This is a genomic window from Promicromonospora sp. NPDC057488 (assembly GCF_042802395.1).
In the GTDB taxonomy this organism is placed as follows: Bacteria; Actinomycetota; Actinomycetes; order Actinomycetales; family Cellulomonadaceae; genus Promicromonospora.
Genome location: NZ_JBHVEG010000027.1, coordinates 40,836 through 53,839 on the forward strand (window position 1 = coordinate 40,836; position 13,004 = coordinate 53,839).

The 13,004-nt window shown below is 71.9% G+C and carries 13 protein-coding genes; 4 read left to right on the forward strand and 9 right to left on the reverse strand.

Annotated features, from left to right (window positions below):
- Window positions 1-8 precede the first annotated feature (8 nt).
- Genes ACFU5G_RS08180 through ACFU5G_RS08190 form a run of 3 tightly spaced genes read left to right on the forward strand, consistent with a single transcriptional unit; the run spans window position 9 to window position 2,656 of the window.
- On the forward strand, window positions 9-749 hold the full coding sequence (locus ACFU5G_RS08180) for an ABC transporter permease (RefSeq protein ID WP_377242580.1): 741 nt from the start codon (window positions 9-11) through the stop codon (window positions 747-749).
- Between the two features lie 6 nt (window positions 750-755).
- Window positions 756-2,036: a sensor histidine kinase gene (locus ACFU5G_RS08185; RefSeq protein WP_377242583.1), complete on the forward strand. Its 1,281-nt coding sequence runs from the start codon at window positions 756-758 to the stop codon at window positions 2,034-2,036.
- Window positions 2,033-2,656 (forward strand): response regulator, encoded by a 624-nt coding sequence (locus ACFU5G_RS08190; protein WP_377242585.1) that lies wholly within the window; start codon window positions 2,033-2,035, stop codon window positions 2,654-2,656. The genes ACFU5G_RS08185 and ACFU5G_RS08190 overlap by 4 nt, the downstream gene beginning before the upstream one ends.
- A 24-nt stretch (window positions 2,657-2,680) precedes the next feature.
- Here the strand turns inward: ACFU5G_RS08190 and ACFU5G_RS08195 are convergent, their stop codons facing one another.
- The 5 genes from ACFU5G_RS08195 to ilvD form a co-directional block, all read right to left on the reverse strand.
- On the reverse strand, window positions 2,681-3,646 hold the full coding sequence (locus tag ACFU5G_RS08195; protein ID WP_377242587.1) for an ATP-binding cassette domain-containing protein: 966 nt from the start codon (window positions 3,644-3,646) through the stop codon (window positions 2,681-2,683).
- Complete coding sequence (locus tag ACFU5G_RS08200) at window positions 3,643-4,467, reverse strand: ABC transporter permease (RefSeq protein ID WP_377242589.1); 825 nt, start codon at window positions 4,465-4,467, stop codon at window positions 3,643-3,645. The genes ACFU5G_RS08195 and ACFU5G_RS08200 overlap by 4 nt, the downstream gene beginning before the upstream one ends.
- Window positions 4,460-5,278, reverse strand: a complete 819-nt coding sequence (locus ACFU5G_RS08205) for an ABC transporter permease (protein WP_377242591.1) — start codon at window positions 5,276-5,278, stop codon at window positions 4,460-4,462. The genes ACFU5G_RS08200 and ACFU5G_RS08205 overlap by 8 nt, the downstream gene beginning before the upstream one ends.
- Before the next feature lie 131 nt (window positions 5,279-5,409).
- The gene (locus tag ACFU5G_RS08210; protein WP_377242593.1) at window positions 5,410-6,081 is read right to left on the reverse strand and encodes a VOC family protein; all 672 of its coding nucleotides are present in this window, start codon (window positions 6,079-6,081) and stop codon (window positions 5,410-5,412) included.
- 203 nt (window positions 6,082-6,284) lie between these two features.
- Window positions 6,285-8,147 carry a dihydroxy-acid dehydratase gene (gene ilvD / locus ACFU5G_RS08215; RefSeq protein WP_377242595.1) on the reverse strand — a complete coding sequence of 621 codons (1,863 nt, stop codon included), beginning with the start codon at window positions 8,145-8,147 and terminating at the stop codon, window positions 6,285-6,287.
- Window positions 8,148-8,363: 216 nt separating this feature from the next.
- Here ilvD and ACFU5G_RS08220 point away from each other — a divergent pair, with 216 nt between their 5' ends.
- Complete coding sequence (locus ACFU5G_RS08220; protein WP_377242597.1) at window positions 8,364-8,798, forward strand: CBS domain-containing protein; 435 nt, start codon at window positions 8,364-8,366, stop codon at window positions 8,796-8,798.
- A 90-nt stretch (window positions 8,799-8,888) separates the two neighbouring features.
- Here ACFU5G_RS08220 and ACFU5G_RS08225 read toward each other — a convergent pair whose 3' ends face one another.
- Genes ACFU5G_RS08225 through gatC form a run of 4 tightly spaced genes read right to left on the reverse strand, consistent with a single transcriptional unit; the run spans window position 8,889 to window position 12,870 of the window.
- A complete protein-coding gene (locus tag ACFU5G_RS08225) occupies window positions 8,889-9,473 on the reverse strand; it encodes a GNAT family N-acetyltransferase (protein ID WP_377242599.1) in 585 nt (194 codons plus the stop codon).
- 40 nt (window positions 9,474-9,513) lie between these two features.
- The gene (gatB, locus tag ACFU5G_RS08230; RefSeq protein ID WP_377242601.1) at window positions 9,514-11,034 is read right to left on the reverse strand and encodes an Asp-tRNA(Asn)/Glu-tRNA(Gln) amidotransferase subunit GatB; all 1,521 of its coding nucleotides are present in this window, start codon (window positions 11,032-11,034) and stop codon (window positions 9,514-9,516) included.
- Window positions 11,031-12,572 (reverse strand): Asp-tRNA(Asn)/Glu-tRNA(Gln) amidotransferase subunit GatA, encoded by a 1,542-nt coding sequence (gene gatA, locus ACFU5G_RS08235; protein ID WP_377242603.1) that lies wholly within the window; start codon window positions 12,570-12,572, stop codon window positions 11,031-11,033. Before gatA ends, gatB begins: the two co-directional genes overlap by 4 nt.
- A 1-nt stretch (window position 12,573) precedes the next feature.
- Window positions 12,574-12,870, reverse strand: a complete 297-nt coding sequence (gene gatC, locus ACFU5G_RS08240; protein ID WP_020013625.1) for an Asp-tRNA(Asn)/Glu-tRNA(Gln) amidotransferase subunit GatC — start codon at window positions 12,868-12,870, stop codon at window positions 12,574-12,576.
- Window positions 12,871-13,004: the final 134 nt, after the last annotated feature.

Here is a 13,004-nt window from a genome sequence, read left to right on the forward strand (position 1 = left end):
AGAGCCTGATGACCGCTCTACGACGACTGACCGCCACCGAGACGCTGCTGTTCCTGCGGGAACCGATGAACTGGGTGTTCGCGCTCGTCCTCCCGCCGGTGATCCTCGTGGCGCTGGGCGCGGTGCCGCAGTTCCGCACCCCGGAGGAAGACCTGGGAGGCCTGCGCGTGATCGACCTCTACGCGCCGATCGTCGTGGCGACGGCGATCACGATGCTGGCCCTGGCGACCCTGCCCCAGCACTTCGCGACCTACCGGGACAAGGGGGTGCTGCGCCGCATGCGGGTCTCCCCCGTGCGCCCGCTGATGATGCTCGGGGCACAGCTGCTGATGTACCTGCTGATGTCGCTGGTCACCACGCTGGCCGTCCTGCTGATCGCGCGGCTGGGCTTCGGTGTCGACCTGCCGCGGCAGCTGGGGGCCTATCTGGTCGCGCTGGCCCTGACCGCGTCCGCGATGCTCTCGGTCGGGTTGCTCGTGGCCTCCCTCGCGCCGACCGGGCCGAGCGCCGGGACGATCGGCACGATCCTGCTGTTCCCGATGTTGTTCCTCGCCGGCCTGTGGATCCCGCGGGACTCGATGCACGAGGTGCTGCGCACCATCAGCGACTTCTCCCCGCTCGGAGCAGGCGTGCAATCATTGCAGGACGCGACCGCCGGAGACTGGCCACAGCTGCTCCACGTGACCGTCCTGGTGGGCTGGACGATCCTCGCCGGCGGTCTCGCGGCGCGGTACTTCCGCTGGGAGTAGGACTTCGTGAGCATCGAGGCTGTACTGCGCGAGGAGTACGACCGCGCCGAGCGCCGCGAGACGGTGGTGATCACCGCCCTGCCCTACGTCCTCCTGGCCGCCGGCACGCTCATCACGCTGCTACAGCCCGTGGCTCCCGTGCCGCTCCCGATCGTTCTCGGGGTCACGGCCGCTACCGCCGGCTGGGTGACGTGGTTCGGCCCGCTCCACCCGCAGTGGCACGGCAGCAGAGGTGCGATGGCCCTGTACTTCTCAGGACTCACCGTGCTGGCCGCCGTGCTGGTGACGTTCTCGCCGTACTACGGCATCTTCGCCTTCATCGGCTACGTCCATGCAGTGCTGGTGCTGAGGGGCGTGCCGCGCTACGTCGGGGTGGCGGCCACGTCCATGGTGATGGCCTTGGCCTACATGGGTGGGCCTGCCAGCATCAGCGCGGACGAGGAGTGGTGGCTCTGGGGAGCGATCAGCCTCGTCAGCACCGGGCTGGCAGGTGTGTTCATCTACTCGGCCGATGCCACCTACTCGCTGGGCCGTCGGCAGAAGTACGCGCTGGCCGAGCTGCACGAGGCGAACGCCCGGCTGCAAGCCGCTCTGGACGAGAACGCTGAGCTGCATGCCCGGCTCATGGTCCAGGCCCGTGCGGCGGGCGTGCAGGATGAACGCCAGCGGGTGGCGCGCGAGATCCACGACACCCTCGCGCAGAGCCTCGCGGGCATCCTCGCCCAGCTCCAGGCCGCCGATCAGGCCCTGGACGGGCGCGCCCCGGCACGCCGTCACGTGCTCAGCGCGATGGGCCTCTCCCGCGACGGCCTCGTCGAGGCCCGCCGGACGGTGCACGCGGTGCGGCCACAGGTCCTTGCCGAGGCACGACTGCCCGAAGCCCTCGACGACATCACGGCTCGGTGGGCGCTCGAGAACACGGCCGACGCGACGCTGACCACCACGGGTGATGCGCGCCCTCTGCACGCCGAGATCGAGGCCGCACTGCTGCGCACCGCGCAGGAGTCGCTGGCCAACGTCGCCAAGCACGCACGAGCGACTCGTGTCGTCCTGACCCTGTCCTACATGGAGGACCTCGTGACCCTTGACGTCCGGGACGACGGCGTGGGCTTCCGCCCGCACGAGGTGGGTGACCACGTGTCCGACGGCGGTGGCTTCGGTCTGGCCGGCATGCGGCAGCGGGTGCAGCGGCTGGCCGGGCGCCTCGTCGTCGAGTCGGAGCCCGGTGGGGGCACCGCGCTGTCCGCATCGCTCCCCGCCATCCCGTCGGCGGAGGGCACGACATGATCTCCGTCCTGGTCGTCGACGACCACCCCGTGGTGCGCGACGGGCTGCGCAGCATGTTCAGCGCCGACCCACGCTTCGAGGTGGTCGGCGAGGCGGGCGACGGGGACGAGGCCATCGCGGCGGCGCAGCGGCACCGTCCCGACGTCGTGCTGCTCGACCTGCGGATGCCCAGGACGGACGGGGTCACCGTCATCAAGGAGCTCGCGGCACGGCAGGTGACCTCGCACGTCCTGGTCCTGACGACGTACGACACCGACCAGGACGTCGTGCCCGCGATCGAGGCGGGCGCGACGGGCTATCTGCTCAAGGACGCACCGCGGGAGGAGCTGTTCCGCGCCGTGGAGGCCGCCGCACGGGGAGAGTCCGTCCTGTCTCCCGCTGTCGCGGCCCGCCTCATGGGGCAGCTCCGTCAGCCCGCGGCGGAGCAGCTCTCGGCGCGCGAGCTCGACGTGCTCCGGCTGGTCGCCGCCGGATCGAGCAACCGCAGTGCGGCGGCCCATCTCTTCATCAGCGAGGCCACGGTCAAGACCCACCTCCTGCACATCTACGCGAAGCTGGGCGTCAACGACCGTGCGGCAGCCGTCGCCACGGCCTTCTCCCGCGGCTACCTGTCCGGCTGAGCACGCCCTGCCCCGATCAGCCGGCTACCGCCGCGTGGCGCGGTAGATCTCGCGGACGACGTCCTCGATGTCGGGCTCCTCGATCGACAGGTCCAGCACCTCGGCCCGCTCGGAGATCGCGGCGAGCACCCGGGCCGCCGTCGTGCGCTGCGGGTCGAAGGCGAACCGCTGCCGCAGGCCGTCCGAGTCGCTGCGCACGTGCTCCGCGCCGCCGACGTCGACCAGGTCGGGGCTCGCCGCGGCGAGGTCCACGACCAGCTCGCGGCGCGCGCCCACGGTGCGGGCCAGCCCGTCGAGCGTGCCGTCGAAGGCGAGCCGGCCGTGGTCCACGACCAGGATCCGGTCGCAGAGCCGCTCGACGTCGCCCATGTCGTGCGTCGTGAGCAGCAGCGTGGTGCCGTGCTCGCGCCGCTGCGCCACGAGGAACTCGCGCAGGCGCTGCTTGGAGAGCACGTCCAGGCCGATCGTCGGCTCGTCAAGGATCACCAGGTCCGGGCGGTGCAGCAGCGCGGCCGCGACCTCGGCGCGCATGCGCTGCCCCAGGGACAGCTGCCGCACGGGCGTGGCCAGGAACTCCCCCATCTCCAGCATCTCGACGAGCTCGGCGGTGCGGACGCGCTCGTCGGCGGCGGTCAGGGAGTGGATCGCGGCCAGGATCGAGAACGACTCCCGCACCGGCAGGTCCCACCACAGCTGCGAGCGCTGCCCGAACACCACGCCGATCCGGCGCGCGAGCGCACGCCGCTGCTTCAGCGGGTGCAGCCCCATGGTCGTGACCGTGCCGCTCGTGGGCACGAGGATGCCGACCAGCATCTTGATGGTGGTCGACTTCCCGGCCCCGTTGGCGCCGATGTAGCCCACGGACTCGCCCGCCTCGACCGTCAGGTCGAGGTCGTCGACGGCGACGTGCCGCGAGCGCCGCAGCCGGTTCCCGCGTTCCGGCCGCCCGGTGAACACCCGGGTCAGGCCCTCGGTCTCGATGACGTTCATCCACCCGCTCCTCGGTAGTGACGAAGGCCCCAGCGCCAGGACAGGGCCGCGACCCCGACCGCCCAGAGCGCCGCGACCGGTGCGCACCAGCCCACCCAGCCCGGCAGGCCCGCGATGCTCGGCGCGCCGAGCAGGGTGGCGACCGGCAGGAACGCGGCGAACGCCACGGGGAAGATCGCCCCGAAGACCACGAGCAGGCTGCGCGGCCACACGCTCGGGGGCTGCGTGGCCGCGTACCGGCCGCCGTACACGAACGCGTTGGTCATCTCGGCGCCGTTGACCAGGAAGAACTGGAGCCCGGCCGCGGTGACGAACTGCGCCGTGAAGATGACGAACCCGCAGGCCAGCGCCAGGACCAGCAGCCCGACGGTGCCGACGGTCCAGTCGATGTCGTTCAGCACCAGGCCGACCGTGAGCGACGTCGCGCCCACCAGGCAGCGCCCGATGCGGCGCAGGCTGAGGTCGCTGGTGACGAGCTGCGCCAGCACCGGCTGCGGGCGCAGGAAGAACACGTCGAGCGTGCCCGCGCGGACGTACACCGGGAGGTTGTCGCAGTGGCCGGCCACGAGGTCGGCCAGGGAGAAGGCGAGGTCGGACAGGCCGAACACGAGCATGATCTGCGCGAGCGTGAACCCGCCGATCTGATCGGTCGCCGAGTACAGCACCCAGATCTCGGTGAACTCGATGAGGCCGACGAGCAGCGCGCCGACCAGGTCCATGCGGAAGCTGGCGCGGTGGCTCGCCTGCGAGCGCGCCCGGCTCGCGAGGACGGCCCGGTAGGCGCGCAGGGTCTCCCGGCCGCGTGTCCTCAGCTCAGCCACCCTGCACCTCCAGCCGGCGACGTCCGGCCCGCGTAGTGAGGTGCCCGACGGCGAGCACGATCGCGAGCCACAGCGCCTGCACGCCGAGGTGCTGCCAGGCCCCCGCCCCGGTGACCTGGCCGGAGAGCACGTCGACCGGGAGCTGCATCATCGACGGGAACGGCGTGAGCAGCGCGAGGGTCAGCAGCCAGTCCGGGAAGAGGTAGATCGGCGTGTACAGGCCGGCGAACAGCCCGGAGAACGACATGTAGAACACCGCGACGCCGCGGGACTCCACGAGCCAGAAGCCCGACGTCCCCACGGCGTAGATACAGGCGTGCGAGACGGCGATGCCGAGCAGCACGCTGATCAGGCCGAGCGCGTACGCGCTCGGGTCGGACGGCAGCACCATGCCGCCGATCGCGACCCCGATGAGCACGCTCGGCAGCCCGCGCGGCAGCAGGCCGAACAGGCCCTTGCCGACGTCGGTCAGCACGTGGGAGGCCTGGACGCTCACGGGCCGCAGGAAGTCGACGGCGACGTCGCCGGACTTGATCCGGGTCTGCAGGTCGCTGCCGCCCCACAGGTTCACCGACCCGAGCAGCCCCTGCCCCAGCCAGACGAAAGCGGCCATGCTGCCGGCCGTGTACCCGGCGAGCTCACCGCCGGAGCTCTCGACGGCGGCGCCCATGATCGCGCCCTTGAGCACGCCGAACGTCGCGTTCGCGACCAGCCCTGCGAGCATCGCGAGCGGGTAGGCGGACTGCCCGCGGAAGCCCGCCAGGAGGAACCGCCAGTAGGGGTTCCGGGCGAGTGGGGTCAGCGGGCGCACAAGGGCGAGACATTACCCGCCCGCGCGGGGGAGCACATCTTTTTTCCGGGACCGGCCCGCGCTCGACCAGGCCGGAACCGGGCCGCTCGGAACCAGGCCGCTCGGACCAGGCCGCGGAACTCAGCCGCCGGTCAGAACTCGCCCTGCCAGGTGCAGACGCACGCCTCGTTGCCCTCGGCGTCGGCCAGCACCCACCACGACGGGGCGAACTTGTCCGTGACGAGCCGCCCGCCGACGGCGACGGCCGCCGCCACGCGGGCCTCGGCCTGGTCGTACGGCACCCAGACGTCCACGTGGATGCGGTTGCGCTGCTCCCGGCGCTCGTCGCTCTGCTGGAACCAGAACATCGGCAGCCTGCCGTCCGTGTCGAGCAGCCGCCCCGCGGCGGTGTTCCCGCCCCGGTAGGGCTGCGGCTCGTGGCCCAGCACCGCCTGCCAGAACGCCTGCACCGCGGGTCCCACCACGGCGTCGACCGCGATGGCGACCTCGCGCAGCCCGGTGACGTCCGCCGCGACGCCCACGTTGCGGGCGGCCGCCGAGATCGCGCGCGCGAGCCCGAGGTCCCGCTCGGACAGCCCGCCGACGTCGTGCGACCAGGTGCGCACCGTCACGGTCCCGTAGCGCAGGTCGACGTCGGGGTGGTGGTTCGCGGCCTCGGCGAGCTCGCCGATGCGGGCGACCAGCACCAGGCCGGTGGCGAACGACCCCGTGGTGAACCGCGCGAGCGCCGAGTCCTTGAGCACCCGCCAGTCGTTCGTGCCTTCCGCCGCCGTGAACTCGGCAGGCGTGATCGCGTCGCTCATGGGTCGTGCCTTCCCTCGTACAGCGTCTCGTCCGGGTACCCCCACCATGGCACGAGACACCGACAGCCGATAGGGCCCGTGGTACCGCTCGCCGCCGGCAGCCGGCAACTGGCAACCGGCAACCAACGGCAGGCCACCGACGACACGTCCGGCGGCGGACCCTGGTCGGGTCCGCCGCCGGAAGCATCAGCGGTCCGTGCCGGTCAACCGCGCCGCAGCCGCGCCACGTCGCGCACCGCGCCCCGGTCGGCCGACGTCGCCAGGGCCGCGTACGCCTGCAGCGCCGGCGACACGTAGCGGTCGCGGGCGACGGGCTGCCACGGCCGCTCCGAGGACTCCATCTTGGCGCGCCGCTCGGCGAGCACGTCGTCCGGCACGTTGATGTGGATCTTGCGGGTGTCGACGTCGATCTCGATCTCGTCGCCGTCCTCGACCAGGCCGATGGTGCCGCCGGCAGCCGCCTCCGGGGAGACGTGCCCCACGGAGATGCCGCTGGAACCGCCGGAGAACCGGCCGTCCGTGATGAGAGCGACGACCTTGCCCAGCCCGCGGCCCTTGATGTACGAGGTCGGGTAGAGCATCTCCTGCATGCCCGGCCCGCCGGACGGGCCCTCGTAGCGCACGACCACCACGTGGCCCGGCTCGACCTGCTTGGTCAGGATCTTCTCGACGGCCTCGTCCTGCGACTCGCACACGAGCGCCTTGCCCACGAAGTGGAAGACGTCGGGGTCGACACCCGCCGTCTTGAACACGGCCCCGTCCTCGGCGAGGTTGCCGCGCAGCACGGCCAGCCCGCCCTCGACGGTGTACGCGTGCTCGATGTCGCGGATGCAGCCGCCAGCGCCGTCCGTGTCGAGCGTCTCCCACTGGTTGTTCGTGGAGAACGCCTTCGTGGTGCGCACGCCGCCGGGCGCGGCGTGGAACAGGCCGAGCGCGCGCTCGGTGGCCTTGCCCCCGCGCACGTCCCAGTCGTCGAGCCACGCACGCAGCGTGGGCGTGTGCACCGAGGTGACGTCGTGGTCCAGCAGGCCGCCGCGGTCGAGCTCGCCGAGCAGCGCGGGGATGCCGCCCGCCCGGTGCACGTCCTCCATGTGGTAGTCCGGGTGGTTGGGCGCCACCTTGGACAGGCACGGCACGCGGCGGCTGATGTCCTCGATGTCGGCGAGCGTGAAGTCGACCTCCGCCTCCTGTGCGGCCGCGAGGACGTGCAGCACCGTGTTGGTGGAGCCGCCCATGGCGACGTCGAGCGCCATCGCGTTCGCGAACGCCGCCTTGGTGGCGATCCCGCGGGGCGCGGCCGAGTCGTCCTCGTCCTCGTAGTACCGGCGGGCCAGGTCGACGATGGTTCGGCCGGCCTCGAGGAACAGCTCCTTGCGGGCGGCGTGCGTGGCCAGCGTCGAGCCGTTGCCCGGCAGCGACAGGCCGAGGGCCTCGGTGAGGCAGTTCATGGAGTTCGCGGTGAACATGCCGGAGCACGAGCCGCACGTGGGGCACGCGTTCTCCTCGACCAGGCCGAGCGCGGCGTCATCCACGTTCTCGTCCGCCGAGTAGTTGATCGCGTTGATCAGGTTCAGCGGGGTCTTCGCGACGCCGTTCGCCACGACGGCCTTGCCGGCCTCCATGGGGCCGCCGGAGACGAAGATGACCGGGATGTTCAGCCGCAGCGCGGCGTTGAGCATGCCGGGCGTGATCTTGTCGCAGTTGGAGATGCACACCAGCGCGTCGGCGGTGTGCGCCTGCACCATGTACTCCACGGAGTCGGCGATGAGGTCGCGGCTCGGCAGCGAGTAGAGCATGCCGGCATGGCCCATCGCGATGCCGTCGTCGACGGCGATGGTGTTGAACTCCTTGGCGACGCCGCCGGCCTCGCGGATGGCCGAGGCCACGAGGTCGCCCATGTCCTTGAGGTGTACGTGCCCCGGTACGAACTGCGTGTACGAGTTCGCGATCGCGATGATCGGCTTCCCGAAGTCCTCGGAACCCATGCCCGTGGCACGCCAGAGCGCGCGGGCTCCGGCCATGTTGCGGCCGTGGGTGGACGTCCGGGAGCGCAGGGGACGACTCATGACAGTTCAGCTCCTTCGATGCTGGGTGGCCGTGCGCGATGCGGGCGAACGGCCTCGTCACGCTACCTCCGCTCCCCCGGGTCCGACAGCGAGCGTCCACAGGGTGACCCTCCTGGCACGAGCATTGCCCCTGTCTGAATTTCGCCCGGTGTCGTACCGTCGTAGCAGGGGGTCGCAAGGACGCGGTCCCCGCCGTGCACTCGATGGAGGTATCCGATGCGGGTGACAGAGGCATTGCGGCGCAAGGGCGGCTCGGTGGTCACCATCTCCAGGGACCGGAGCGTGCGCGATCTGCTCGCCCTCCTGGCCCGGCACCGGATCGGCGCGGTGGTCGTGTCCGACGACGGCGTCGGCGTCGACGGGATCGTCAGCGAGCGCGACGTCGTGCGCCGGCTGCACTCGGACGGCGACGCCGTGCTGGACGGCCCGGTGGAGGCGATCATGACGGCCGCCGTGCACACCTGCGGCCCCGACGCGACGCTCGACGAGCTCATGCCCGTGATGACGGAGCACCGGGTGCGGCACGTGCCCGTGCTCGTGGACGCACGGCTGGCCGGCATCGTGAGCATCGGCGACGTGGTCAAGCACCGGATCGCCGAGGTGCAGGCCGAGCGGGACCAGCTCACGGAGTACATCGCGGGCGGGCCGTAGCGGTTCCGGGGCTGTCCGTCCCGCACGGCACGACGGGCCGCGCGGCGCTGTGCCGCACGGCCCGTCCCGACCTGTCTCGTCAGCGCACGCTCAGCCCTGCAGCGCCCGCCACTCGTCCTCGAGGATGCTCATCACGATCGCGTCGGCCCAGGTGTCGCCGTCGCGGTAGACGTCCCGCAGCCGGCCCTCCTGCCGGAACCCGAGCGACTCGTAGAGGGCCTCGGCACGCGGGTTGATGCTGAGCACGTCCAGGCTCACCCGGTGCAGGTGCGGGCCCGCGTCGCTCTCGACGCCGTCGAACGCGAACCGCAGGACCTCGTCGATGGCCTCCCGGCCGTAGCCGCGACCGCGGTAGTTCGGCAGGAGCTGGAGGCGGAGGTTCGCCGAGCCGACGGCCTCGTCGAGGTCGTTGAGCACGATCTCGCCGATCATGTCGTCGCTCACCGGCTTGCCGTCCCGCATCGCGCCCGGGCAGATAGCCCAGTCGTACCGGCCGGGCCGGTCGCTGACCGTGCTGGCCCACTCGTCGATCTGGTCCCGCGTGAAGACGGCCGTGGTCCCCGTCAGGCGGGTGCCCTCCGGATCCTGGACGGCCTCCCACAGGCGCTCCGAGTCGCGTGCCTCGATGGGCCGCAACCGGGTCATGTCGCCGTGCAGGAGGGGCCCGCGGGTCACCGGCCCGGCCCCGCAGCCGGAGTCGTGAGAGCCGGGGCAGTCACTGGCCGATCCGATCCAGCACCAGCTCCCGGACGCGCTTGGCGTCGGCCTGGCCCTTGGTCGCCTTCATGACCGCGCCGATGATGGCGCCGACCGGCCCCTGGTTGCCGCCGCGGACCTTCTCGACGATGTCCGGCTGAGCCGCCAGCGCCTCGTCGATCGCGGTGAGCAGAGCGCCGTCGTCGGACACGACCTCGAGGCCGCGCGCCACGACGACCGCCTCCGGGTCGCCCTCGCCGGCAAGGGTGCCGTCGAGCACCTGGCGGGCGATCTTGTCGTTGATCCGGCCGGACTCGACGAGGCCCTGCAGCTGTGCGATCTGCGCGGGGGTGACCGACAGGTCCTCCAGCGCGACCTCGTCCTGCTTGGCCCGGCGGGCCAGCTCGCCCATCCACCACTTGCGGGCGCCGGCCGCGCTCGTGCCGGCGGCGACGGTCGCCTCGATCAGGTCGATGGCGCCGGCGTTGACGACGTCGCGCATCTCGGCGTCGGCGTACCCCCACTCGCCCTGGAGCCGACGGCGGCGCGCGGTCGGCAGCTCCGGCAGCGCGGCGCGGATCTCCTCGACCCACTCGCGGCTCGGGGCCACGGGCACCAGGTCGGGCTCGGGGAAGTAGCGGTAGTCCTCGGCGTCCGACTTCACGCGGCCCGACGACGTGGTGCCGTCCTCCTCGTGGAAGTGGCGCGTCTCCTGGATGACCGGGAGGCCGGCGTCGAGCACGCCCGCCTGGCGGGACACCTCGAAGCGCACGGCACGCTCGACCGAGCGGAACGAGTTCACGTTCTTGGTCTCGGTGCGCGTGCCCAGGGGCGACTCCGGCGTCGGACGCAGCGACAGGTTCACGTCCGCACGGACGTTGCCGCGCTCCATCCGCGCCTCGGACACGTCGAGCGCCCGGAACAGGTCGCGGAGGGTCTGCACGTAGGCCCGCGCGACCTCGGGGGCACGCTCGCCGGCGCCCTCGATGGGCCGCGTGACGATCTCCACCAGCGGGATGCCGGCCCGGTTGTAGTCCACCAGCGAGTACTCGGCGCCCTGGATGCGGCCGGTCGCGCCACCCACGTGGGTGTTCTTGCCGGCGTCCTCCTCCATGTGCGCGCGCTCGATCTCGACGCGGAACACGGCGCCGTCCTCGAGCTCGACGTCGATCCAGCCGTCGTAGGCGATCGGCTCGTCGTACTGCGACGTCTGGAAGTTCTTCGGCACGTCCGGGTAGAAGTAGTTCTTCCGGGCGAAGCGGCAGCTCTCGGCGATGCTGCAGTTGAGCGCGAGACCGATCCGGATCGCGTACTCGACGGCCTTGCCGTTCACCACCGGGAGCGCGCCCGGCAGCCCGAGGCTGACCGGGGTCACCTGGGTGTTGGGCTCGCCGCCGTAGGCGACCTCGGCCGCGCAGAACATCTTGGTGAGTGTGCCGAGCTCGACGTGCACCTCGATGCCGAGCACCGGGTCGTAGCGGCGGACGGCGTCCTCGTAGGCGACGAGGCTGTTGGCCGTGGCGGTCGACGGTGCGGTCATCGGGCGAGCTCCGTGGTCTTGAGTTCGGGTGCCTTGTTCAGGAGGGGGCCGCCCCAGCCGCTCTCGAGGGCTGCCTCGAGGGCGGCGCCGACGCGGTACAGCCGGTCGTCCGCCTTGGCGGGGGCCAGGATCTGGAAGCCGACCGGGAGGCCGTCGTCCGACAGGCCGTTCGGCAGGGACATGCCGGGGACGCCCGCGAGGTTCGCGGGGATCGTCGCGACGTCGTTGAGGTACATGGCCAGCGGGTCGTCGAGCTTCTCGCCGAACTTGAACGCCGTGGTGGGCGCCGTGGGCGAGACGAGCACGTCAGCCTGCGCGAACGCGGCCGCGAAGTCGCGCTGGATCAGCGTGCGGACCTTCTGCGCGCTGCCGTAGTAGGCGTCGTAGTACCCGGCGGACAGGGCGTAGGTGCCGAGGATGACGCGGCGCTTGACCTCGTCGCCGAAGCCCGCGCCGCGGGTGGCGCCCATGACGCGCTCGGCGGTGACGGGCCCCTCGGCGGGCTCGACGCGCAGGCCGAACCGCATGCCGTCGAACTTGGCCAGGTTGCTGGACGCCTCGGCGGGCATGATCAGGTAGTACGCGTCGAGCGCGTGCGCGAAGCTGGGGCAGGAGACCTCGACGATCTCGGCGCCCAGCGCCCGCAGCTGCTCGAGCGACTCCTCGAAGCGGGCGGAGACGCCGGCCTGGTAGCCCTCGCCCGAGAGCTCCTTGACGACGCCGACGCGCAGGCCCTTGAGGTCACCCGTGGCGCCCTGGCGGGCGGCCGCGACGACGCCGGGGACCGGCTCGTCGATCGACGTGGAGTCGTGCGGGTCGTGCCCGCCGATCAGCTCGTGCAGCAGCGCCGCGTCGAGCACGGTGCGGGTCACGGGGCCGGCCTGGTCGAGCGACGAGGCCATGGCGATCAGGCCGTAGCGCGAGACGCCGCCGTAGGTGGGCTTCACGCCCACGGTGCCGGTGACGGCGCCGGGCTGGCGGATCGAGCCGCCGGTGTCGGTGCCGATCGCGAGCGGCGTCTCGAAGCCGGCCACCGCGGCGGCGGACCCGCCGCCGGACCCACCGGGGATCCGGTCCAGGTCCCAGGGGTTCTTGGTGTTGCCGAACGCAGAGTGCTCCGTCGAGGAGCCCATCGCGAACTCGTCCATGTTGGTCTTGCCGAGGATCGGCAGGCCCGCGGCCTTGATGCGCTCCACGAGGGTCGCGTCGTACGGCGGGACCCAGCCCTTGAGGATCTTGGAGCCGGCGGTGGTGGGCAGGCCCTTGGTCACCACGACGTCCTTGACCGCGATGGGCACGCCCGCGAGCGGGTGCAGCTCCTCGCCGGCCTGCCGCCGCGCGTCGACGTCGGCGGCGGTCGCCAGCGCCTCCTGCGTGGCGACGTGCAGGAACGCGTTGAGGTCGCCGTCGACGGCGGCGATGCGGTCCAGGTGTGCCTGCGTCGCCTCGACGCTGGTGAGGTCCTTGTTGCTCAGGGCGGACGCGAGGTCGGACGCGCTGAGCCGGGTGATGTCGTTCGTCATGTCGCTGGTACCCATCTCACTCTTCGCCAAGGATCTGCGGGACGGCGAACCGGCCGTTCTCCTGCTGCGGCGCTCCGGCCAGGACGTCCTCCACGGGCAGCGGGGCCTCGGGGACGTCGTCACGGAACACGTTCGTCAGCGGGAGCGGGTGGCTCGTCGCGGGCACGTCTGCGGTGGCGACCTCGCTGATGCGAGCGACCGACTCGACGATCACGTCGAGCTCGCCGGCTAGGCGGTCGACCTCGTCCGGTCGCAGGTCGATCCGTGCCAGCGCAGCCACGCGCGCGACCTCGTCGCGGGAGATGGTGGACATGGCCGCAAGTCTAGTCGCCGGAGCGCGTTCGATCTCCCGCATCCGCGGCCGTCGGGTGTGAAATCTTCCCCGGAAACGGCCTGGAAATGCAGGTAGGGGGTGGAGCAGACAACCCTGACGGGTTGCTGCTCCAC